Annotated in this window: 20 protein-coding genes; 8 read left to right on the plus strand and 12 right to left on the minus strand. The window is 62.6% G+C overall.

What is annotated here, in order from left to right; genetic code table 11:
- Window positions 1-121 precede the first annotated feature (121 nt).
- The 3 genes from GRI62_RS10565 to GRI62_RS10575 all read left to right on the plus strand — a co-directional run bounded on the left by GRI62_RS10565 (window position 122) and on the right by GRI62_RS10575 (window position 6,126).
- Window positions 122-1,441 (plus strand): efflux RND transporter periplasmic adaptor subunit, encoded by a 1,320-nt coding sequence (locus tag GRI62_RS10565; protein ID WP_131453316.1) that lies wholly within the window; start codon window positions 122-124, stop codon window positions 1,439-1,441.
- 63 nt (window positions 1,442-1,504) lie between these two features.
- Window positions 1,505-4,696 (plus strand): efflux RND transporter permease subunit, encoded by a 3,192-nt coding sequence (locus tag GRI62_RS10570; RefSeq protein ID WP_131453317.1) that lies wholly within the window; start codon window positions 1,505-1,507, stop codon window positions 4,694-4,696.
- 14 nt (window positions 4,697-4,710) lie between these two features.
- Window positions 4,711-6,126: an efflux transporter outer membrane subunit gene (locus tag GRI62_RS10575; RefSeq protein ID WP_131453318.1), complete on the plus strand. Its 1,416-nt coding sequence runs from the start codon at window positions 4,711-4,713 to the stop codon at window positions 6,124-6,126.
- Between the two features lie 12 nt (window positions 6,127-6,138).
- On the opposite strand, the gene GRI62_RS10580 is transcribed toward GRI62_RS10575, so the two are convergent.
- Entirely contained in the window at window positions 6,139-7,617 is a 1,479-nt protein-coding gene (locus GRI62_RS10580; protein ID WP_131453319.1) for an FAD-dependent oxidoreductase, read from the minus strand.
- 165 nt (window positions 7,618-7,782) lie between these two features.
- Between GRI62_RS10580 and GRI62_RS10585 the strand changes: the two genes are divergently transcribed.
- Together GRI62_RS10585 and GRI62_RS10590 are read left to right on the plus strand one after the other, a co-directional pair.
- Window positions 7,783-8,052, plus strand: coding sequence for a hypothetical protein (locus GRI62_RS10585; protein ID WP_131453320.1), 270 nt, complete (start codon window positions 7,783-7,785; stop codon window positions 8,050-8,052).
- The gene (locus GRI62_RS10590) at window positions 8,052-9,233 is read left to right on the plus strand and encodes a cupin domain-containing protein (protein ID WP_131453321.1); all 1,182 of its coding nucleotides are present in this window, start codon (window positions 8,052-8,054) and stop codon (window positions 9,231-9,233) included. The genes GRI62_RS10585 and GRI62_RS10590 overlap by 1 nt, the downstream gene beginning before the upstream one ends.
- 7 nt (window positions 9,234-9,240) lie before the next feature.
- Here the strand turns inward: GRI62_RS10590 and GRI62_RS10595 are convergent, their stop codons facing one another.
- Genes GRI62_RS10595 through GRI62_RS10605 form a run of 3 tightly spaced genes read right to left on the minus strand, consistent with a single transcriptional unit; the run spans window position 9,241 to window position 11,830 of the window.
- Entirely contained in the window at window positions 9,241-9,783 is a 543-nt protein-coding gene (locus GRI62_RS10595) for a pseudouridine synthase (protein WP_131453322.1), read from the minus strand.
- Window positions 9,780-9,974, minus strand: a complete 195-nt coding sequence (locus tag GRI62_RS10600; protein ID WP_131453323.1) for a hypothetical protein — start codon at window positions 9,972-9,974, stop codon at window positions 9,780-9,782. The genes GRI62_RS10595 and GRI62_RS10600 overlap by 4 nt, the downstream gene beginning before the upstream one ends.
- 5 nt (window positions 9,975-9,979) lie before the next feature.
- Window positions 9,980-11,830 carry an ABC-F family ATP-binding cassette domain-containing protein gene (locus tag GRI62_RS10605; protein ID WP_131453324.1) on the minus strand — a complete coding sequence of 617 codons (1,851 nt, stop codon included), beginning with the start codon at window positions 11,828-11,830 and terminating at the stop codon, window positions 9,980-9,982.
- Between the two features lie 446 nt (window positions 11,831-12,276).
- On the opposite strand from GRI62_RS10605, the gene GRI62_RS10610 reads away from it, so the two are divergent.
- A complete protein-coding gene (locus GRI62_RS10610) occupies window positions 12,277-13,440 on the plus strand; it encodes a tyrosine-type recombinase/integrase (RefSeq protein ID WP_131453325.1) in 1,164 nt (387 codons plus the stop codon).
- A 186-nt stretch (window positions 13,441-13,626) separates the two neighbouring features.
- Here the strand turns inward: GRI62_RS10610 and GRI62_RS10615 are convergent, their stop codons facing one another.
- Together GRI62_RS10615 and GRI62_RS10620 are read right to left on the minus strand one after the other, a co-directional pair.
- Complete coding sequence (locus tag GRI62_RS10615; RefSeq protein WP_131453326.1) at window positions 13,627-14,556, minus strand: hypothetical protein; 930 nt, start codon at window positions 14,554-14,556, stop codon at window positions 13,627-13,629.
- Window positions 14,553-15,194, minus strand: coding sequence for a hypothetical protein (locus GRI62_RS10620; protein ID WP_131453327.1), 642 nt, complete (start codon window positions 15,192-15,194; stop codon window positions 14,553-14,555). The genes GRI62_RS10615 and GRI62_RS10620 overlap by 4 nt, the downstream gene beginning before the upstream one ends.
- A gap of 21 nt (window positions 15,195-15,215) precedes the next feature.
- On the opposite strand from GRI62_RS10620, the gene GRI62_RS10625 reads away from it, so the two are divergent.
- Window positions 15,216-15,761, plus strand: coding sequence for an Nmad2 family putative nucleotide modification protein (locus tag GRI62_RS10625; RefSeq protein WP_131453328.1), 546 nt, complete (start codon window positions 15,216-15,218; stop codon window positions 15,759-15,761).
- Window positions 15,762-15,811: 50 nt separating this feature from the next.
- On the opposite strand, the gene GRI62_RS14705 is transcribed toward GRI62_RS10625, so the two are convergent.
- From GRI62_RS14705 to GRI62_RS10655, 6 genes are all read right to left on the minus strand, one after another.
- Window positions 15,812-16,264, minus strand: coding sequence for a P27 family phage terminase small subunit (locus GRI62_RS14705; protein WP_131453329.1), 453 nt, complete (start codon window positions 16,262-16,264; stop codon window positions 15,812-15,814).
- 293 nt (window positions 16,265-16,557) lie between these two features.
- Entirely contained in the window at window positions 16,558-17,118 is a 561-nt protein-coding gene (locus tag GRI62_RS10635; RefSeq protein WP_131453330.1) for a hypothetical protein, read from the minus strand.
- A gap of 463 nt (window positions 17,119-17,581) precedes the next feature.
- Window positions 17,582-17,779, minus strand: coding sequence for a helix-turn-helix transcriptional regulator (locus tag GRI62_RS10640; RefSeq protein WP_199799929.1), 198 nt, complete (start codon window positions 17,777-17,779; stop codon window positions 17,582-17,584).
- A 110-nt stretch (window positions 17,780-17,889) separates the two neighbouring features.
- Entirely contained in the window at window positions 17,890-18,447 is a 558-nt protein-coding gene (locus tag GRI62_RS10645) for a hypothetical protein (RefSeq protein WP_131453331.1), read from the minus strand.
- A 338-nt stretch (window positions 18,448-18,785) separates the two neighbouring features.
- Window positions 18,786-21,029, minus strand: a complete 2,244-nt coding sequence (locus GRI62_RS10650; protein ID WP_131453332.1) for a sensor domain-containing phosphodiesterase — start codon at window positions 21,027-21,029, stop codon at window positions 18,786-18,788.
- Between the two features lie 460 nt (window positions 21,030-21,489).
- Window positions 21,490-22,122: a tyrosine-type recombinase/integrase gene (locus GRI62_RS10655; RefSeq protein WP_160731865.1), complete on the minus strand. Its 633-nt coding sequence runs from the start codon at window positions 22,120-22,122 to the stop codon at window positions 21,490-21,492.
- A 706-nt stretch (window positions 22,123-22,828) separates the two neighbouring features.
- Here GRI62_RS10655 and rnk point away from each other — a divergent pair.
- Entirely contained in the window at window positions 22,829-23,242 is a 414-nt protein-coding gene (gene rnk, locus GRI62_RS10660; RefSeq protein WP_131453334.1) for a nucleoside diphosphate kinase regulator, read from the plus strand.
- Window positions 23,243-23,296: the final 54 nt, after the last annotated feature.

Genomic DNA, 23,296 nt, shown 5'->3' on the forward strand with positions numbered 1-23,296 from the left:
GTGCGATGCTGCGCATGCGGCATCGTGCCGCCTGGCCCAACTCCAGTTCCCGATCATCCGTCGCCGCCCGGCGCCCGGACGAACCAGCTTGCGCCCGAGGTCCGGCGCGAAGGAATTTCGCATGTTCGACACACCTTTCGATACCCGGGCAGACGAGCGTGATCGCGCCTTTGCCGAGGCGGACGATAACCTGGAACCCTACGAAGGCGACCACGACCAACAGGCCCCGCTTCCGGCAACGGAGGCTCCCCCTCCCCGCCGGCGCCGGTTGTGGGTAATGCTGGCCATCGTCGTCGTGATAGCCGCGGCATGGTGGCTGCTGCGCGGCGACGCGGTGCCCGCGGCCGCGCCGCCCATGGCAGAGGTGACCGTGGCCACTCCGCTACAACGCGAAATCACCGAATGGGACGAATTCATCGGCCGATTCGAGGCGAGCAAGAGCGTCGAGGTGCGCCCGCAGGTCTCCGGCCAGGTAACCGCGGTGCATTTCACCGATGGGCAGTTCGTGCGCCAGGGTGCCCCGCTTTTCACCATCGATGCACGATCCTATCGTGCCAGCCTGGCCGAGGCGCAGGCCGGGGTCGCCAGCGCATCGAGCGCACTGGCCCTGTCGCGCAGCAACCTGGCCCGCGCCCAGCGCCTGATCGCGGAAGACGCCATCGCCGCGACAGAGATCGACCGGTTGCAGGCGGAAGTGCGCGCCAACCAGGCTGCGCTCGCCGCCGCGCAGGCGCAGGTCCGCTCACGCGATCTGGAGGTTGAATTCACCACCGTCCGCGCGCCAATTTCAGGCCGCATTTCCGATCGCCGGGTGGACGCGGGCAACCTCGTCGCCGCCGGGGCGGGAGAGGCCGCCACCCTGCTGACCACCATCAACGCGGTCGATCCGATCTACTTCGAATTCGAAGGGTCGGAAGCCATGTTCCTGCGGGCACGGCGCGAGGGCCTGGATGCCGGGGCCGAAGTCGACATCCGCCTGGCGGACGAGAGCGACTATCGCTGGCACGGCACGCTCGATTTCACCGACAATGCGCTCGACCAGCGCAGCGGCACCATCCGCGCGCGCGCTATCGTCCGCAATGGTGAGGGGTTCCTTGCCCCCGGCCTGTTCGGCAACATGCGCCTCGCCACCGGCGGCACGCATCAGGCCCTGCTGGTCCCCGACGCCGCCGTTGCCACCGACCAGACGCGCAAGCTGCTGATGGTGGTCGATGCGCAGGGCACGGTCGCGGCGCGCGAGGTGCAACTGGGCCCCATCGTCGACGGCCTGCGGGTGATCGAATCCGGATTGGCACCGACCGACCGGGTCGTCATTTCCGGGATGCAGATGGCCATGCCGGGCCAGCCGGTGCGCACCCGGCCCGGAAGGATCGCCCCGCCGCCGGGCGCAGGCGCGGACCGTCAGCCGCCAGCCGCCGGATCGCCTGCCGCGGCCCGCTAGCCGGCACGCCCCCTCTCCCGATCTGCCGACCCGCTGTTTCCCTTTGCCCCGACGGAGGCCCCCATGCGCCTGTCCCGCTTCTTCATCGACCGTCCCATCTTTGCCGCCGTGATCGCCATCGTGATTACGCTGGTGGGCGCCATCTCCTACGTCTTCCTGCCCGTCAGCCAGTATCCCGAGGTCGTGCCGCCCACGGTGACCGTGAACGCAGTCTACCCCGGCGCATCGGCGGAGACGGTGGCGGATACCGTCGCCAACCCGATCGAGCAGGAAATCAACGGCGTCGACGGCATGCTCTACCTGTCGAGCCAGTCCACCGGAGACGGGCGGGCCACCATCACCGTCACCTTCGAGCCGGGCACCGATCTCGACGAAGCGCAGGTGCTGGTGCAGAACCGGGTCGCCATCGCCGAACCGCGCCTGCCCGAAGAAGTGCAGCGGCTGGGCCTGGTGACCCGCAAGACCACGCCCGATTTCCTGCTGATCGTAAACCTCATCTCGCCCGACGGTTCGCTCAGCCGCGAATACCTGTCGAACTACGCCCAGACCCGCATCCGTGACCGGTTGCAGCGCGTGGAAGGCGTGGGCGACGTGCAGCTGTTCGGCCAGCGCGAGCTTGCCATGCGGGTGTGGATCGACCCCGGCCGCGCCGCCGCGCTGGGCCTGACGGCCACCGACATCGTGCAGGCACTGCGCAGCCAGAACGTGCAGGTTGCCGCCGGCACGCTGGGCCAGCAGCCCAGCCCCGACGCCGCCTTCCAGCTGAACGTGGAGACGCAGGGACGCTTCACCTCGCCCGACCAGTTCGAGAACGTGGTCATCCGCACCGACGAGCAGGGCCGGCAGGTGCGGGTGCGCGACGTGGCGCGAGTGGAGATCGGGGCGCAGGACTATGCCACCTCGGCTTACCTCGGGCAGCAGGATTCGGTCATCGTGCCGGTGTTCCAGCAGCCCGGCTCGAATGCGCTGGCCAGCGCGGAAGCGATCAAGGCCGAGATGCAGAGCATTTCCGCCGATTTCCCCGCGGGCATGGAATACCGCATCGTCTACAACCCGACCGAGTTCATTTCGGAAAGCATCAGCGCCGTGGTTCACACGTTGCTGGAGGCGATCGTGCTGGTCGTGCTGGTGATCGTCGCCTTCCTGCAAAAGGCGCGTGCCTCGCTCATCCCGGTGCTGGCGATCCCGGTATCGCTGGTGGGCACGTTCGCGGTGCTGGCGATGCTCGGCTTTTCGCTCAACAACCTCTCGCTGTTCGGACTGGTGCTGGCGATCGGCATCGTCGTCGACGATGCGATCGTGGTGGTCGAGAACGTCGAGCGCAACCTGGAGGAGGGGCTTTCTCCGCTGGAGGCAGCGCGCAAGTCCATGGACGAGGTCGGCGGCGCGCTGGTCGCCATCGTGCTGGTGCTGTGCGCGGTGTTCGTGCCGACGCTGTTCATCGGCGGGCTGTCGGGCGCCTTTTACCAACAGTTCGCGGTGACCATATCGGCCGCCACCATCATCTCGCTGATCGTGTCGCTGACGCTCAGCCCGGCGCTGTCCGCCAAGATGCTGTGCCGGCACGAACCCCTGCCCGCCGATGCGCCGCGCTGGCGCCACGCCGTGGAACGCGCGGGCGACAGGTTCAATGCCGCCTTCGAACGCTTCAGCGATTCCTATGCCGCCCTGACCGCGCGGCTGGTGCGGATGCCGCGGCGCATGATGGCGACCTACGCGGGGCTCATCGCGCTCACCGTGGGCGCGCTCGCCTGGACGCCGTCGGGCTTCATCCCGCAGCAGGACCAGGGGTATTTCCTCACCGTTATCCAGTTGCCGCCCGGCAGTTCCACCACGCGCACCGACGCGGTGATGCGCCAGGTGGCCGAGCGCGTGCTGAAGATCGATGGCATCAGCAACACGGTGATGCTGTCGGGCTTCGACGGCACATCGGAAACGCAATCCGCCAGCGCGGCGGCAGCCTACTGGGTGCTCGACGATTTCGCGGACCGCGCCGACAAGGGGCAGAGCGTCGACGCTCTCATCGCCCAGGCCCAGGCCGCCACCGCAGACATCACCGAAGCACGGCTGATGATCGTCAAGCCCCCGGTCATTCGCGGCATCGGTTCGGCAGGCGGCTTCCGCATGGTGATCGAGGATCGCAACGGCCAGGGGTACGCCGCCATGCAGGAGGTGGCGAATGCCGTCATCGCCCAGGCCAACGCGCAGGAGGGGCTGGCCGGTGTCTACACCTTCTTCGATACCGGCACGCCGCGGGTGCGGGCGGATATCGACCGTGACAAGGCGCAGGTTCTCGGCGTGTCGCCGGCCAGCGTGTTCGAAACGCTGCAGGTCTATCTGGGCAGCGCCTTCATCAACGAATTCAACCTGCTCGGCCGCACCTATCGCGTCACCGCGCAGGCGGACGCGCCCTTCCGCGACCAGGCCTCGGACATCGCCGGGCTCTACACCCGGTCCAGCAACGGCGCGATGGTGCCGCTGGGATCGGTCGCAACGTTCAGCGACACCGCCGGCCCCTACCGCGTCAGCCGCTACAACCTGGCGCCGGCCGTGGCCATCGACGGCGATACCGCGCCCGGTTACGCCACGGGCCAGTCGCTGCAGACGATGGAGGACGTGGCGAGCGCCAGCCTGCCGCCCGGCTATGACACCGAATGGACGGGCATCGCCTTCCAGCAGGATACGGCCGGCAATACCGCGATCTACGTCTTCGGGCTGGCGGTGCTGCTGGTCTTCCTGGTGCTGGCGGCGCAATACGAAAGCCTGGTCATGCCGCTGGCGATCATCCTGATCGTGCCGATGTGCCTGCTGGCGGCCATGGTGGGGGTTAACCTGCGCGGCATGGACAACAACGTGCTGACGCAGATCGGACTGATCGTGCTGATCGCGCTGGCGGCGAAGAACGCCATCCTGATCGTGGAGTTCGCCCGGCAGGGGGAACTGCGCGACGGCCTTTCGCCCATCGACGCCGCGGTCCAGGCCGCCCGCACCCGCCTGCGCCCGATCCTGATGACCAGCTTCGCCTTCATCCTGGGCGCAGTGCCGCTGGTGGTCGCCACGGGCGCCGGCGCGGAACTGCGCCAGGCCCTTGGCACGGCGGTGTGCTTCGGGATGCTGGGCGTCACCGGTTTCGGCCTGGTGTTCACACCCACCTTTTACGTGGTGTGCCGCGCGCTTGGTGACCGGCTCGACGCCTGGCGCCATCGCGGCAAGCCCGTAGCCGTCACCGACCCCCGCACCGTTCCTGCCGAATAGAAGAGGCCAAGGCCATGCGCACCCGTTCCTTCCTTCTCGCCGCGCTGTCATCGCTGGTTCTGGCGGCCTGTGCCGCGGGTCCCGATTACGTGGCGCCGCTCCCCCCTTCGCCGCAGGCCACGGGCGGCTTTGTGTCTGCCGAGGCCGGGATCGTGACGCCCAGCCCGCTGCCCGCCGACTGGTGGCGCCTGTATGACGATCCGGTGCTCGATACGCTGGTGGAGGACGCGCTGCGGGCCAATACCGACCTGCGCCAAGCCAGCGGGCGCATTGCCCGCGCCCGCGCAGCCCTGCGCGGCGCGCGCGCCGATCGACTTCCGCGAGCCGGCCTTTCGGCAAGCCCCGCCTACGTGCGTTCCAGCGCTGTCGAGGCCCCGGGGGCCGATGATCGCGAGGGGTTCGTCCTCGATGCCGGCATCGACGTGTCCTACGAGGTGGATCTGTTCGGCCGCATAGGGCGCGGCGTGGAGGCGGCGGCAGCCGACGTGGACACCGCGCAGGCCGATGCCGATGCGGTGCGTGTCATCGTGGTGGCCGATACCACGCGCGCCTATGCCGATGTGGCGAGCACTGCCGCGCGGATCGCGGTCGCGCGCCAGATCGTGACCTTGCTGGACGACAGCCTGCGCATAACCCGCCTGCGGCACGACTCCGGGCTTGAAAGCGGGCTGGCCGTCGCCCGGATCGAGGCGCTGCGCGACCAGCGGGCGGCGGACATTCCTGCGCTGGAGGCGCAGAGACGCGCCGCCCTGTTTGCCCTCGCCACGCTGACGGGGCGCGCGCCGGCGGATCTGCCGCCCATCGCGGGCGAGCGCAGCATCGCGCTGGAGATCGCCGCCCCCCTGCCCGTCGGCGATGGCGCGGCCATGTTGGCCCGCCGCCCGGACATCCGCGCAGCAGAGCGCCGACTGGCGGCGAATACGGCGAGGATCGGAGTGGCCACGGCAGACCTCTATCCCCGCATCACCCTGGGCGGATCGGTCGGCTCCACCGCAACCAGCCTGGGTGACCTGCTGTCGGGCGGTGCGCTCAACTTCCTCGTCGGGCCGCTCATCGACTGGGCCTTTCCCAACCGCGAGCCGGTCCGCGCGCGCATCGATGCGGCAGCGGCGGATGCGGACATCGCGCTGGCCGCCTTCGATGGCACCGTGCTCACCGCCTTGCAGGAAGCCGAGATAGCGCTCTCCAACTATGCCCGGGCACTGGACCGCCGGGCCAGCCTGCGACAGGCGACGGCGGCGGCGGGGCGCGCGGCCGCGATCACCCGGGCCCGGCAACGCGAGGGGATCGTCAACTCGCTCGAACTGCTCGATGCCGAACGCACCCTGGCAGAGGCCAGCGCCGCGCTGGTGGCGCAGGACGCCGAGGTGTCGGGCGCGCAGATCGACCTGTTCCGCTCGCTGGGTGGAGGATGGTCCGGCAGCGGGTGACGGGATGACCTATCAGGCGACCGGGCCGACATCGGCGGTCTTGGCCATCGCCGGCTCGGCATCGGCCGGTTCCTGCAGGAAGACGCCCTGTCGCTGCAATTCGCCGCGCAGTTCGGTGACATCGACGCTGCGCGGTTCGACCTGTGCGGAAACAGCCAGCGCCGCCGCTGCGCCTGCCGCCTGGCCAGTCAGCCAGCACTGCGGTATCTCGCGCATGAAGCCATGCGAATTGGCATCGCAGCTGACATGCCGCCCGCCGACCAGCAGGCCATCGAGCTGGCGAGGAACCAGCGCCCCGTAGGGCACGGAGATCACCGGGAACTTCAGCGATACCGATGGGCTCACGCCGATCTCGTCAGGCAGCGCGATCCCTTCGGACCACTGGCTGCGCAGGATCTTGCCCATCCCCGCCAGCCGCCGCGTGTGCCTTACGCCGAGCTGCGGCGCGCTTTGCAGCATATAGGCGTTCTCGAACCCCGGGGCGTGGGCGAGGAAGAAGTCGCAATGCGTCTTCATCATCCGGTGCGAGCGGATTTCGAGCTCGGTCTGGTCATCGATGTCGAGCGCCGAAAGCCCCGACTGCCGCGGCCCGAGGAACAGCGCGATGTCGTTGCGCCACGACACGTAGGGCGGCTGGAAGAATCCCAGCTTTTCCCGCCCCATCTTGGCAAAATTGGCGTACTGCGCAGGGTCGCTACCGCGAAACGCCAGCCACCTGTCCATGTCGACCCCGCCGAGCATGAACGAGGTGTTGGCGCTGTGATGGACGTCGCCCTGTTCAATATCGGTTTCGAATTCCGCGCCAGCGCGGGCGAAAACGTCGCCATCGCCCGTCGTGTCGACCACGACTTTGGCCCGCAGGGCCTGGCGACCGCCCTTCGATTCGAAGACCACGCCGCGCACCGCGCCATCGGTGACGATCGGCATGGCGGCCCATCCGTGAAACACCAGCCGCACGCCCGCCTCGATCAGCATTTCCTGGCTGATCAGCTTGAGGCGTTCGGGATCGAGCGTGGGCGACCAGCAGACGGTGCCGTGAAAGGCAGCGGTGCGCTGGCCCCAGTAGCTGGCCTTTTGCGGATCGCGCGAACCCCAATCGTCAGGGCGCGGGCCGGCAAACCCGGCCTCGGGCATCCGATCGAACACCTCGCGGGCAAATCCTTGGATGACCTGCCGCCCGTTCCAGTCGGTCATCCGGTCGATCCAGATGACCAGTCCGCCGGTCGAAAGGCCGCCGAGGTGGTTGTAGCGTTCCAGCAGGACGACATCGGCCCCCGCCCTTGCCGCCGCATAGGCTGCCGCCGTCCCCGCCGGACCGCCGCCGACGACAAGCACGTCGCAGCTGTGATAAACGGGCACGCTGCGTTCCGGCTCGACATGCACGCCCGTGCCGTTGGCCGGAGCAAAGGTGCGCTGCGTGGTCTCGAACAGATCGGATCCGAGGAACCTGTCCTCCGACCTGCGGACCTCCTGTACTTTCACATCAGTCATGCTTGGCTCTCCTCGGATCACGCGGCCGTGAACCCCGCCTTGCCTTGCCACAGCGGTCCCGCTTCGCGAAGACCCGGCAACGAAACGATGGGAAAACAGGCATAGCCGCCCGACCAGGCCCCGCATGCACGTGACGCGGACAGTGGCTGGTGCTAGCGGCGATCGATGCAATTCGATGACCTTCTTTTCCGCTATTTCGGCACCCGCGCGCTCGATGAACTGGAGGACGCGCCGCGGATTTCCGGCATCGAACAGATGCAGGTTGATTTCGGGCTGTCGCGCGATCGCGGCCAGCGGTTCGCGCTGTGGTCCGTCCTCTACCTGCTCGATGCCGCCCCCGATCTGGACATCGCGTTCCCCGACCCCGACGATCGGAACGCGGCCCGCAGCTTCATGGACCTGATGGCCGCTGCCAACGAAGGCCCTGAGGCCTGATGCACACCCTGCACGCCTTCGACACGCAGCGGTTCCTGCGCGAATCCTGGCAGAAACGCCCACTGCTGATCCGCGGAGCCTGGGCCGACTGGGCCAATCCGCTCGACCCGGACGAACTGGCGGGTCTTGCCTGCGAGGCGGAAGTCGAATCCCGCCTGGTTCGGCATACGGCACCCGGTGAATGGGCGCTGGAGCACGGTCCGTTCGCGCCCGACCGGTTCGGCGCGTTGGGCGATTGCCCGTGGACCTTGCTGGTCCAGGCGGTCGATCATCACGTGGCCGATGTGGCCGCGCTTATCGAGCCGTTCCGGTTCATCCCCGACTGGCGCATCGATGACGTGATGGTCAGCTATGCCGTCGACGGCGGCGGGGTCGGGCCGCACTTCGACCAGTACGACGTGTTCCTGGTGCAGGGGCTGGGCCGGCGTCGCTGGCGCGTGGGGCAGCGCTGCGACGAGAGCTCGCCACTGCTGCCGCACGACGGCCTGCGCCTGCTTGCCGAGTTCGATCCGGTGGACGAATGGGTGCTGGAGGCGGGCGACATCCTCTACGTGCCACCGGGTTTCGCGCATGACGGCGTGGCGGTGGGCGACGACTGCATGACCTACTCGGTCGGCTTTCGCGCCCCGTCCCGCGGCGATCTGGTGTCGGCTTGGGCGGATCACGTGCTTGATCGGCTGGACGAAGACGACCGCTACACCGACCCGGACCTTGTCGAAACAGCGCATAGGGGCGAAATCGCGCCCGAGGCTCTCGCGCGGTTGCACGCCATGGCGGCGGATGCCCTGGCGGACCGGGACGCGTTTGCGGCGTGGTTCGGCGCCTACGTCACCGCGCCCAAGGATGATCGGCTGGACTGGGCACCGGAGGAACAGATTGTCGCTGCCGACCTGGTGGAGGAGACGAACGGGTGCGCGCTGGTCGAGCGCAATCCGGCGAGCCGCTTTTCCTTCATCCGGCATGACGATGGGCAGGGCGATGGGCAGGGCGATGACGCGGTGACACTGTTCGTGGACGGAAGAACCTATCCTTGCCACGGCCCCTGTGCCACGCTGGCCAGACGCATATGCGCAGAAACACAGTTCGCGCTGGAGCCCGAACTCGCACGCGATCCTGCGGTTGCCGACCTGCTCGTTGACCTGATCAATCGCGGCTCCCTTGCCAGGAGCACGGCCGACTGAGGCGCGCTCAACCCCGTCGCCATTCTCCGGGTGCCAGCCCGTCGATCGTCCATTGCCCCACCGACCAGCGGATCAGCCGCAGCGTGGGAAATCCGACGGCTGCGGTCATCCGCCGGACCTGCCGGTTGCGACCTTCGGTGATCGTCAATCGCAACCAGCTGTCTGGCACGGTCTTGCGCACCCGGATCGGGGGATCGCGGTGCCACAGCGCAGGGTCCGCGATGCGATCCGCCCTGGCAGGACGCGTCAGGCCGTCCTTCAACCGCACGCCCCGACGCAGCGCGCCGAGCGCCGCCTCGGTTGGCTCGCCCTCGACCTGCGCGAGATAAGTCTTTTCCAGTTTGAACCGGGGGTCAGCGATGCGCGCCTGCAAGCGCCCATCGTCGCACAGCACCATCAGCCCCTCGCTATCGAAATCGAGCCTGCCCGCAGGATAAAATCCCGGCGCGTCGATATAGGCCGCCAGCGTGGGGCGCGGTTCGCCTTGCCGCTCGTCTGTAAATTGGGAGAGCACGCCGAAGGGCTTGTTGAACAGGATGATCCCGCTCATTGGGCCAGCCACTCGGTCGAAATCGGTCGCGCGATGCGCTTGCCCTTGCGGCGGCTGGTCAGGTGGAATGCCCGGCAGCGATCGCAGCGATATTGCCTGAGATCGGTTTCCGCCATTTCCGCTGCCGCCAGCGCATCGTCCGCACAGCCGAAACGCCGCTTTCGTATGCAGACGCTCAGGCGTGTGCGCATCGCTGTCAGGCCTCTGCCCGTTCCAGATCCTGCTGCGCATCCAGCCATTGCAGCTCGGCTTCCTCAAGCTCTGCGGCGACACTGGCCCTCTCGCGCATGAGATCGGCAGGCGACGCGCCGGCTGAACCCGCGGGGCCGGCGAGCACGCTGTCGAGCGATGTCAGTTTGTCCTGCAGGCGGGAGACCGCCTTTTCGGACGCCGTCACGCTGCTGCGGGCAAGGCGCACGGCCTCGCGATCCTTGCCACTGGCGCGCTTGCCCTTCTTCGGCTTCGCGCGGCCGCTTTCCTTGGGCTGGTTTCTGCCCAGCACGAAGTCGATGTAATCCTCGATGCTGCCGGCATATTCCCTTGCCGTTCCGCCATCCACCAGCACGAGCCGATCGGCCGTGAGTTCGACCATGTGCCGATCGTGGCTGATCAGGATGACGGCCCCGTCAAAAGCGTTCAGCGCTTGCACCAGCGCCTCGCGCGCATCAACGTCGAGGTGGTTGGTCGGCTCGTCCAGGATCAGCAGATGGGGTGCGTCGCGCGTGATGAGCGCCAGTGCGAGCCGTGCCCGCTCCCCGCCCGAGAGCGTGCCGATGCGCGCGACTGCCCGGTGGCCGGAAAAACCGAACCGACCGAGCTGCGCCCGCACCGCACCAGGGGATGCGCCTTCCATGGCGCTGGTCATGTGATCGAGCGGGGTGCCGTCCGGAGACAGTTCCTCCACCTGATACTGGGTAAAATACCCCACCCGCATCCGACCCGACGCCTGCATCGCGCCGTCCATCGGTGCAAGTTGCGCGGCGAGGAGACGCGCCAGCGTCGTCTTGCCGTTGCCGTTGCGGCCCAGCAGGGCAATCCGGTCGTCCGGGTCGATCCGCAGGTTCAGACGTTCAAGAATGGGCACCTCGCCATAGCCGACTGCCGCGAGATCGAGTGTGATCAGCGGCGGCCGCATTTCGTCGGGGCTGGGAAAATCGAAGCTGAGGCTGGGATCTTCCATCAGCGCCGCAATCGGCTGCATCTTGGCCAGCATCTTGGCACGCGATTGCGCCTGCTTCGCGGTTGAGGCGCGCGCACTGTTGCGGGCGACATAGTCCTGCAGGCGCGCGCGCTGCGCATCCTGCGCCGCCTTTGCCGCCGCCAGCTGCGCGGCGCGCTCCGCACGCTGTTTCTCGAACGCGTCGTAGCCGCCGGGATAGAGCGTCAGCTTGCCATCCTGCAGGTGCAGGATCGCCGTAACCACGTTGTTCAGCAGGTCACGCTCGTGGCTGATGACGACGAGGGTGCCTTGATAGGCCTTGAGAAAACTCTCGAGCCAAAGCGTCGCCTCGAGATCGAGGTGGTTCGAAGGTTCATCGAGCAACAGGACGTCAGGGTTCGAAAGCAGCAGTGCGCCTAGCGCCACGCGCATCTTCCACCCGCCCGAAAAGGTATCAAGCGGCTGGGCTTGCATATCCTCGTCGAACCCGAGTCCGGTGAGGATAATTGCCGCACGCGATGGCGCGGCATAGGCATCGATAGCCAGCAACCGGTCATGAATATCGCCCAGACGGTCCATGTCGGTGCACGCCTCGGCCTCACCCAACAAGGCTTCGCGCTCGGCATCGCCTGCCAGCACTGCATCGAACGGCGTAATCGTTCCGCTCGGTGCCTCCTGAGCGATATAACCAACGCGCGCACGGCGCGGCATGTCGATCGAGCCGCTGTCGGGCTCAAGCTCGCCGATCAGCGCTTTCATGAGCGTGGATTTGCCAGCACCGTTGCGCCCGATCAGGCCGATACGGCCCCCTTGCGGAATGGATGCAGAGGCGTCTTGCAGGATGGGGCGTCCGCCGAGGCGAATGGTTAGGCTATCGATGGAGATCATGACGGCGCGGCTCCTAGCAGGGAGTTGTGAAACCGAGAACCCGTAAGGTGCTGCAACGCGCAGGCAGCCAGGCTGCGCGGAGGCAAAGCTCTTATCAGTGCAAAACGCGCGCAAGAGCGCCCAGCATTTTAAACGCCCGCCCAATCCGATTGGACAGCACACCGCAAACCGAGGCAATTAGCGTGGCAGTTGAAATTGTGGGGGATCGGTGGTTGCGGGGGTTGGATTTGAACCAACGACCTTCAGGTTATGAGGGCTCTATGTCCGACCTACCCTGCGTTACCTTTATTCACGCTAAAGCCCTTTATAACAGCGACTTAGATTGACTGTTGAAGCACGTTCTCGCTGTGTGGCTACGCACGGTTTCGCTTCGGTTCGTTCCCGCCTGCTTCCTATGTGCTTACGGATCGGAGCTCGAAACCGCCACTGGTAACAGGAGGCGTAAGATGGCCAAGCTCACGAAGCGTCGAATCGAGGCGCTCGAGCCAGCCGAGAAAGACTATTTCGTCTGGGACGGAGATCTCTCGGGGTTTGGTATCAGGGTGTTTCCCACCGGCCGCAAGCAGTTCGTCGTCCAATACCGATATGGGCGCATCTCACGCAGGATGAGCCTCGGCCGCTTCGGTGCCATCACGCCAGACCAAGCGAGGGGACTTGCTCTCGAAGCGCTGGTGAAGCTTCGCAAGGACATCGATCCTATTGCCGAGAAGCGCAATCGGCGCGACGCATTGCTGGTCAAGGAACTGGCGCAGCGCTTCGACCAAGAGCACATTGCGGTGCACCTTAAGGCCAGCACAGCGAAGGAATATCGGCGCAATCTGGCACTCTTCATTTTGCCGGCGATCGGTCATCTCCGCATCATCGATGTGACCCGCGCAGACATTTCCAAATACCATCACGACTGGCGGCACCGACCTTACCAGGCCAACCGCAATCTCGAGATCATCTCCAAGATGTTCAATCTTGCCGAACTATGGGGGCTGAGGCCTGACGGCACTAACCCCCGCAAGCACATCAAAAAGTATCCGGAGAAGAAGCGCGAGCGCTACTTCTCCCCAGGCGAGCTGCAAGCTCTCGGCCGCGTGCTCGGCGAAATGGAGGAAGAGCGGATCGAGCTTCCGTCGGCGATTGCAGCGGTGCGCCTACTTCTCTTCACGGGGTGCCGCCTTGGCGAGATCATGACGCTCCGCTGGGAGCACGTAGATTTGGCTGCAAACCTTTTGCGTCTTCCCGACAGCAAGACCGGCGCGAAGGTTGTCCATCTTGGGTCCGCCGCAGCAGGCGTTCTGCGCGCTTGTGAGCGAGTTCCTGACAATCCTTTCGTGATCGTAGGGCGCAACCCGGGCGCGCACCTAACAGACCTCCAGCCGTTTTGGCAGCGCTTGCGTGGCCGAGCGGGTCTCAAGAATGCGCGGATCCATGATCTGCGCCACACCTTCGCGTCGGTGGCAGTGAGCAACGGGCAGAGCCTGCCGATGATCGGGAAGCTCCTCGGACACACCCAAGTTCAGACGACTGCCCGATACGCGCACCTCGCCAACCAACCGGTTCTTCAGGCCGCGAATGACATTTCGGCGCTCATTGAGCTCCAGCTTAGAAGCTCAAATTGACCCAAAGGTCCCAGTTATCGTTTGGGACCGAAGGGTATGGCTGCTTGGCGCCCTAATACCCGCCGTTCTGCTTATTCGTTCGCTGCCCCAAAAGCTGACACTTATTTGGGAGGGGATCACCCGGAAGTCCGCTGCCATGTCAGCAAAGTAATGGCTGAGGTGGTGAGAGATCTGCAGAGTGGTCCCCTAGCGCTTCCTCTTGGGAGGACGTGGCGCGCCAGAAACAAAGCTGCTGGGCACTCTCTCCAGCGTTCTATGACGCTTCTGCAGTATTTCTATTCGCTGCAGCATATCCTCTCCCAGGTGGACCGTCTGGAGCCATGCGTTGCGCTTGCCCAACTCGATGGCGCTCAGCCCAGGCGTCTTGCCATCGGGAGAGCTATCCACATGCTGCGCAATGGCTCCCCTGATCACCTCCATCCAAACAGCCACCCGCTCTTTCAGCAGATTGCGCGCTTTCAAATGCACAGCGCTGAGGCCAGCCATGTAGTCCCTGAGGAGGGGCTCCACCGATAGTTCCTCATCAGAGATTTCCGCCAAAACCGTCTGTTTGAAAGCATCGTCTCCCTGGAGCTGGCTTAGATCAATGCTGGTGGCCACTGAGTATTGCAGCAAGTCAGGCTCCTGGCGACTGATGGCGTAGGAGCTGCCATGGAGGGGGAGGCCGCGATGCTGGGAATAGTTTCGCATCGCCTCCATGAAGCGATAGCCCAAGCGCGTGTCGTATTCACGGCTGCGGGCCTCCTTGAAGGCCGTGGCATCGCCCCCATCCGGTTTCAGGCTCCCCAAATGGTGCGTAGTCTGGTCCAGATAGGCCCTGCAGCTGCTCAGGAGGTTGGCCATTCTCACGGCGAAACTGAGCTGCCAATCGTGCAGGGTTTGCCATTCGTAATCGGCCATCACCATGTGCCTCAGTGCTGCCTCCAGCAAGCCTTTCTCCAGCTCCATGTAATTCTGGATCACAGCGGCCCATTGTTCCTCCAACGCAAGAATGTGCTGCAGGTTAGCTGAGGCTGTCTGGATTTCCTCAAATCTGGCCTGGTCAATTTCTACCCTGTGATGCTGGCCCAAGGCGCGAATGGCCAGGAAATAGCCTTCCTCATCAATCCACCTCACAAGGCCTCCTGCATGTTATCGCAATGGGTTTCGATCTGGGCAGCCAGCTGCTCCAGCTGATCCAGCTCACCAGGCTCCAGGTGATGCACCACCACCTCCAGTAACGTGACAGCGGTGCGCGCCGCTACAGGCAGCGGCTCCAGGATATAGGCAATCTCAATGCCCCAGTGAGACTGCTTTGGATGCTCGATCCCATCCCTGAGAAAGCAAAGTCGTTCCAGGAGCTGCTCCTCATGCTCAGACAGGGTCAGTGGCTCATGTGTCCATTCCAGCGGCGCGCTCATGGCCCGCTTCAGGAGGCCCTTGAATGCCAGCACCCGATCATCATCGGGCCTCTCACCTGTGCCATCTTGGTAATGAGCTAGCTTCGAAATTCTGAGCTTCTCAGGGTGTGCGCCAATATTCATGGAGCCTGCCAAGGCAGCAGTAAGTGCGGCCTGCACAGCCAAATGAGCTGATTTCATGGCCTGAGCCAGTCGCAACTTTTCATCGCCAGCCCGCTTCAGCTGCTCCTCACAGTCCTTTAGGCTGAGTATCGCCACGATTGCTGGAGTGATGTGGATGTAACCCTGCGGCTCATCGCCATTATCCACACTCGCCACAATAGCTGTCCAATCTGTTTCTTCATCTTGTTGCACTTTGTCTGCTTAAATCCTGACATGACCCGTGCCTATCGCTACATCCTTACCCACGACAGCGGGATGGCTCCTTGCCCCGACGGCGGCCTGATCTCGCTCGCCACCTGCAAGCCGGTGATCCGCCGCGTTGCGCGGCCTGGCGACTGGGTCTTGGGCTTCCGCCCCGGCTCGCTGGAGCGCGGCCTGATGCTGTGGGCCGGAAGGGTCGCGGAGAAGATGTCACACGGCGAATACCAGCGGCAGCACGGTAACCGCTCTGATGCCGTATACCGCATGGGCAAAAATGGCGATTACGAGCGTCTCGATCCGGCCTACCACCCTTCGCAGGCCGAGATGGATAGGGACGTGCGCGAGCCGGTGCTGCTGTTCGATAAAGCGGTGTCGGTCTACCTTGGCGGCCAGCCAGCGTCCTTGCCGGATACTCTCGCCCAGCTCGCCGCTGCCGGGCGCGGGCACCGGGTAAGTGAAGTAGCTCCCGATGAGCTTGCGGCGCTCGAGCGCTGGATTGGCGCCCTCACCCCGGCCCCCTCTGTCAGAGGCCGCGGCAGGCGGCAGTCTTGTCGCTAAAAGAAGCGGCCGCGAAGGCTTGGAAAGCCTTGAGAGCGATTACCCTCGGATCATGAAAAGAACCGGTCAGTAGGGTCCTCCTCTACTTCTTCAGTGATGACGATCCCAGTACGGGCCGCAGGGGAGAACCCAAACTCTGCGCACAGTGACTTCATGATAACCGTCTGTTGGTTGAGCATACGCTGATATGGCGAGAGGGCGATGTTTCCCGTGGCGCTGCGGACCAGCAGTGATGAGTTGGTGAGCTTCTGAGCGGCCTGATTTCTTAGGTCCACGGCGAAGACCCACGACAAATAGAGCTCCCGGTCCGCTGCCTTGAAGAGACCCGGCGGGAGCGATGCTAAGCCGTGCTCCCAAATCTCAAGTTGAGCTCGCGTGAGCCACTCCGGGGGCACGAGAGGATCGTTGGCAAGCCGGGGCTCACCGTTACGCAATGCCTGAGGCCGCCGATCTCGGGAATTTTCGATGCGCTTTAGATGCGTCGGTTTAGTGCGTCGCCCCACGAGTTTCTCCTCTCACTCGCAATCACAGCTAAAAATGATGAAAAACCAACCCCGGCCTCGGCGAATTCGTGAAGGAGCGTATAAAAAGGGACTACCGCGCATTTTGAAATATCGACCATGCGGGAAATTATGCCCCACGCCGGTGTCTTTCGATAGGGGCCTAGGGTTTTCCCTCCCCCCCCCTGGAACCCCGCTTCGGCACAGGTGCTACTTTTGACGAGGTTTGCATGCGCTTGACAAAAGGCCTGGGTAGCGAGCATCGCACCCAGGCCCCCCGACATACATTTCTTTTTCTAGCCCCTGCTGGCTTCGGCCATCGTGCACAGCTGCTCCACCAAAAACTTGTTGTGGCATTCGATCACAAGCGACTGCTGCTTAAGGAGTTCGCGAATAGGAGCCAAATCCACTTCCTCGATGTGCTGCGAGCTGATCATGATCAATTTGCCCCGGAAGACCTCGCCATAGGGCCGCTGCATCGTCTCGCCCGGAGGGAGGTGCCAATCATCGTAACGGCACCGGCTCGGAAGCACATCGTGGATCTCATCGGGCGAGCAATCCCAGAAAAGCGCGTCCCCGGTGAACGAGATGGCGAATTGGTATTCCATTGAGCCGTTGCTGACTTCCCAGCTCTTCTGGAGCCGGATCTGATCGGACAACCAGAGCGGCTCGCTCAGAAACCGATAGCAGATACGGTCGAACAGGTCGGTGATGTCTCCCTTCAGCGAACCCTCTGCAAACTGCGAAATCGCCAGTGCGAAGCGTTGGTCCAAGACGCTGCTGAGGTTGAGCTGCGTGAAAAGCCGCCGCTGGAACAAAAATTGTGACCCGAAGTCGACTTTGATCTTATCGAACATGACCATCTCCATTGGAGCCCACCGCTCAGCCTTAGAGCCGACAGGGCGTTGCGCTTTGGAAGGCCTGCTACGCTTCGCTAGTTCGATGGCTCACGCTTCGCAGGCCTTCCTTATTAAAGGTCGCGAGCAATCAGGGTGATATGATCCTTGGTGAAGCCTGAGCGGAGGGCATAGGACGACCAACCCCCGCCAATATGGCCGGGTTGGTCCTCCCCTAATGCATATCGTATGCTCCTCGGAGCCAGCCGTCGCATTCGGGCGTGGGTAGTGCCGGCACCAGCCTATCCACTTAGCAGCTGCTTACGAAACGATGTGCCGCTCCGGAGATCCCCGCTCTGCCTTTCGGACTCGGGCTCCCGCTTTGATCTCACCCCATTTGGTAGCGGAATTGGATTGGGCGCATTCCCAAACGTATTGAACCAAACAAATGCGCCAGACGCGGCACAGCCGCGGGACGCTTTGCTCAGAGAAGTTCGGGAGCGACGGTCGACCAATCGTGTTCAGCACGCTCGACAGCGTCGATGTGATAACGGACGCGATTACCGATCTTGGTGTAGCAGGGGCCGATCCCCTTATCGCGCCATCCCTCGAGAGTTCGCGGACTGATGCGCCAACGGTGCGCCAGCTCTTTGGTAGTTAAAAAGATCTGCGTGTTTGCCACCTGATCACCTCGCCTAGGACTAAGGCAGCGGTGATTTGCGCAGACGAGCGTCGATTAAGAGGCGAGGAAGTGGCTCAAGGCTTTAAATAAGCTCCAGCCTTTCGTGACGCTCACTTCGGCGGGCGATTCTGGTATTTGTTTTCGTCTGGAAACTCGGCTCGCCAGATGCCGTTGAAGAGGTTTTCTGAAACTTGGTATTCCGGGCGAAGCTCTTCACGCACTAGGGCCAACATGTCCTGCCTCGTGATTTGGGATTCTGGGTTGGTTTTGAGCCAGGTAGCTACGACCCTGCTCACTGCGGAGCGCACCTGAGGTTTTGACGTTGGCATACTTTGGTGGGCACGCTGGTCGATGCAGATCGAACTAAAGCCGATCCGGCCTCCTTCCGCGTAGCCAAGCTCATTGAACCAAATGTTATAGTGCATTGTCGCCCAATGCATGGGCTCGATCTCTCGGAACAGGTGCTCTTCACCCCAACGACCGAAAGCGACAAGCTCACCTTCGTTTAACCGCGCTATTAGGCGCGCGAACAAATCGTCGGCCAGATCATGCGGAACGTCGGGGTTTCGGCCGGAACGGTCTAGCATTATGGGTCTGGGTTGCGCGCGCCAGATTAGGAACTCGGCCCACTCCTCATCGGTGGCGACCAGCCTCACGGTCTCGGGCATCGGTTTTCTTGTCACTACGCCTGACTACGCGACCGCTCGCAAATCGCAAAGCCGCCGAGGGTGATAACGGCGATTATGCGAGGCCAACTTCCCACCGGACCCGCGCAAAAAAAATGGGGCAGGTACGATACTTGCCAATGATGGCAGCTTATGGGCCGTGTCCGGACAGTCTGCTTTCGAGCGCGAGACCTCGCGAAGCGGCCATCCGGCTAACGCCCCCATCCCAGACATTCACTCGCAATCGGAGTTTCGGCATAAGCGGGCAGGCTGCTTGCTTCCGGGATCCTTGAAAACCGCACCGACATCAAGCGCCCCCTCAGGCGAAACTGGTCGAAAGATCACGCTGCCAGCGGCGTCCTTTTTTGGCGATTTCTCATATTCCTCATGCCGGCCAACGTGACGTTGCTAAGATCCATAGCAGGGCTGAACAGGAAGCCTTGCCCAAATCCGCATCCCATCTGCTGGAGCAACTGGCGCTGCTCTTCGGTTTCAATGCCCTCTGCAATGATTTGGATGTTCATATTCTTCGCCATCGCGATGAGTGCCTGAACGATTGTCCGAGCCTGCCAATCTGATGTCATCGCTTGCACAAAACTGCTGTCGATTTTTACCTTGTCGATTGGAAAGTCCCTGAGGTGTGAAAGGGATGAAAATCCGGTGCCGAAGTCATCGAGCGCTATGGCAATCCCCGCCTGGTGGAGCTGGTTCAGAACCTTGAGCACCGTCCCATTGTCATTGACCAGAAGCATTGTCTCGGTGATTTCCAGCGTCACATTCTGCGTAGACACTTTCGCATCCGACAACGACGCCAACAGCTTTTGCGCAAATCCACGGCTGAGGAGATCTCCCTCGGCCACGTTCACGCTCACAAATTTAAGATCAGGTTGGGCTTCCTTCAACGTGCTCAAGTCAGAACAGAGAGAACGAAGGATGCGCTCGGTGATTTCACGCGACAGAACCGGGTCCAAAAGGGCTGGGAGCACCGCAGTCGCTGTCAGGCGTCTGCCTGCTTGAGTTGTAAGGCGCATCAAACTTTCAAATCCGACTACCGCTCCGTTCGCCAAATCCAGGATCGGCTGGTATGCGGGAAACATTCGATCTTCGTCTAAAGCAGCGCGGACCTCTGCAATCGCCGATTGTCGCGCTTTATTGCAGGTCTCAAGCACCGGGTTGTAGAAGTGGATAGCGCTCCGCTCACGCTTCTTGCCTTCATAAAGGGCAAGGTCCGCCCTTCTGATGAGCTCCCTCGCTGCCATCCCCTCTTCGAACCAAGCAATCCCGACAGTGCCGCTCAGTTGCAGTTTGTGTTCCGAGATTTCCACCTGACTTCTGATCGCAGCCAACGCCGCTTCCGCGAGTGACGAAACTTCCATAAGCGAGGAGCCGAGCGGCGGAAGGAGCGCGAACTCATCACCTCCCCAACGGGCAAGCACGGTGCCGTCGTCAAGCGCATTTAGGACGCGTGCACTAAGTTCTTCCAGCACGACATCACCAATGACATGACCGAACGTGTCATTGATGTCTTTGAATCCGTCAAGATCGAGAAGCACTAATGACACCTTCTGCTGTGTCTTGCGGTGCTCTCGAATTCTTTCTTGCAAACTCCTGTCGAACGCGTGCCTGTTGTAGATGCCCGTGAGACTGTCGTAGTCTGCCGCCCGCTTTAGCGCGAGGTTCGCATGGTGTTTGTCTGAAATGTCTTGCACTACTCCGACCACGCGTGGAAAGTTTTGCTCGTTTCCTTGGAGCCTCTCGCCGACGCACCGGATGCGCTTGACGGAGCCCTCGGTCGTATAAAAATCAGCCTCATAATCAAAAGACACGCCGTTTATCGCAGCTTGCCGTATCGCTTGGTCGATCCGCGGGCGGTCGTCCTCCGCGTAAAATTCTAGGGCTCGCTTGGTGTCGATCGACTCATCTAATCGGAGTCCCGAGAAAGCATACATCTGATCTGAAAATTGAAGTGTTTCTGATTTCAGATCCAGCTCCCAGGCGCCGATGCCGCCGGTTTTCTCGGCCTGCTTTAACAATTGGTTGCTCTTCGTTAGCGCGCGAGTCTCTCTCCGAAGCAATTTGTTAAGTCTCGCGGAAGCAATCTTGTCAGCGTGCGCGCGAATGAGGTCTTCCACTACTGCGGCGAGGCCCTCAAGCCGGGCGACATCTTGTTGCGTGAATTTGCGAGGGCGATCATCGGCTACACAGAGCGCACCCAGCAGGTGGCCTTGGGGCCCACGAATGGGTTGCCCAAGGTATGAACGAATGTGCGGTTCGCCAGTTACATTCGGATTAATGGCGAAACGCGGGTCCTCCAAGGTGTCTTCGATGCTGAGACAAGTGCCAGCAGCGATCGCATGGTTACAAAACGACTCTTCCCGGGGAGTTTCCCGGAGATTAACGCCTACTGCTGAGAGGAACCATTGCCGCTCTTCATCGACCAGGGAGACTAGCGAGAAGCGGCAGTCAAGCAGCTGTGCCAAAAGATTTGTGACCCGATCGAAGCTGAGTTGTGGATCCGTATCGAGCAGGTTCAGCTCACGCAAGGCGGCAACCCGCCCGACGTCGTCGGCGACTAATGGATACATGGAATCGACCCCCTTATGTCCAGTAAGGGACTATGCTGATGGATATAAATTTGGGTTAACGACTGACCCATCGGCCATTGTGTCGACAGCAAATAGCAATCCTCCTGCCGACCCTGCGACCAACCGGGCAGTCTGAAGGCGGAGAGAGCCTAATGCTTGCCGCTTGCGTTCTGCGATCGCATGCAGGGCGAGCTTGCTAAGTCGGAAAGAAGATGTTGAACGTTCGCGCGTCTGGGCATTACGGCTGATAGCCGGCTGGTAGCTTCAGCCCCTAATCCGAGAGAAGCGCGGAAGCTAACGACGGCATTGTGCAAGCCGACACCCAGCCTGCCGAGCGCTTGAGCATCGTTCAGTCGGCGGTGTAGGGTATGTCCGCTTTCCACCCCAATTGAAGCCAATCGCACCTTTCCAGGCGCATCCCGAAAGCGGTCGACCAGGTGAGGTCGACCGCCCGAAGGTGTCAGATTTCCGTGCGCTCCGCCAGTAGTAGTGCGTCTTCGACATCGACCCCAAGATAGCGAACGGTGTTCTCGATCTTGGTGTGACCTAGAAGTATCTGAATTGCGCGGATGTTGCCCGTAGCGCGGTAGATCATCGCGGCCTTCGTCCGTCGAAGCGAGTGCGTCCCGTACTCAGATTTCCGTAGGCCAATCGCGGTAACCCACTCATCCACCAAACGCGCATACTGGCGCGTGCTCGTGTGTCCGGCGTGGTCGATCCTGCTTGGAAAGAGGTACTCGCTGGTCGAGCCGCCCCGACGTTCTAACCAGGAAAGCAGGGTTGAACGGACATCGGCTGTGAGCTCGAACTGAACTCGCCGATTGGTCTTCTGCTGGACGACAATTGCCCTCGTGCGGATGTCGGTCCCAGCTACGACGTCGCCGATCTTAATCTTGACCAAGTCGCATCCGCGCAACTTGCTATCGATTGCTAGGTCGAATAGCGCCTTATCCCGTAGCCGACCTTCACGATCCAGATGGAAGCGGATTGCCCAAATCTGTTTTTGTGTCAGTGGTCGCTTTGTGCCGACGGTCTTGCCAGCATTCCACGCTGCACGCGCCTGTATGGCAGGTTCAAATCTCGAATAACCCATTGTCGTTCTCCTCGGCCATGATTGGCCACAAAAAGAACGGTCGCAGCTTGGCGGGTGGTAAGCCGGAAGCCGACTGGCCGCTATCGGTGGCGGCAGCGCCGTAAGCTGCCTTCCGCAAGCGACCCTATGCATACGGTAACGGCAGAGCAAATCCACTTGGTGGGCCAGCTGGCACGTGCGCATAATACGCTCGTTCAGCTGAAGGAGGGGATGCTTCGCGCCGATCTACCAGAAGCACCAGGTCAAGGTATCGCCACGCTCCCATTCACGCCTGGATTGGCGCAGCGGTTGTCTCCTCGTCCATCTTCATCTGGCATGCGCTCGGCATCATTCCGACAGAAACTACCAACAATCTCTCCAAGACTTTATGCATCCCGCTCGACTTTGCGGCCGCCTAGCCACCCCGGTGTCCTCTTAAACGACCCGACCCAAGAAGCTTTTGTGCTCATTCGAGCGCATCGAGCCGTTGGCCGCGCGTTGGTTCGCGTAGCAGTCGCATTCATTGACAATTTCGACAAGGGGTCCAATATGAAACCCATGGACCCTTGGGCACCATATTTCCGGTTCTGGAATCATTCGGGACAACTGCTCGCATGCAGTTGGTCCCCAGGCCGCTCGTTCATCTGAAGCGGCTTGGGGGGACGACGCTCGCTTGAGGCGTAGCGCGTCAAATCTTCACCCACGTATCTTCAGCTGGAAAATCGAAATGACCTTGAAAACCGTTGCGTCCGACGAGGCGCCTCCGATCCACATCACGAGCGCAGACTATGATTTGGTCGCCGAACTGGCGATCCGGCTGGAGGCGCACAATCCGAAATTGAGCGCCCTGATCCTCAACGAGATCGATCGCGCCCATATTCACGAAACCAGCGATATTCTTCCCGACATCGTCGCTATCGGCTCCGAAGTGACCTTCGCGGACGGCATCAACGGGGCCGAACGCACGGTGACGCTCGTACTGCCGGGCCAAGCGGACATCGAAAAGGGCCGCATCTCCGTTCTGACCTCGGTCGGCGCCGGGCTGCTCGGGATGCGCGTGGGAAGCACTATCGAGTGGCCTTGTCCCGATGGACGGCCGCGAACCCTCACTATTCTTCGCGTGACGCCGAGCGAAACGTAGAAGAAAGTTGGGCCAAACGGCAGTTCTCCTAGCACGCGATTGGCGAGTTTTTTG

This window comes from Aurantiacibacter arachoides, assembly GCF_009827335.1.
Lineage (GTDB): Bacteria > Pseudomonadota > Alphaproteobacteria > Sphingomonadales > Sphingomonadaceae > Alteraurantiacibacter > Alteraurantiacibacter arachoides.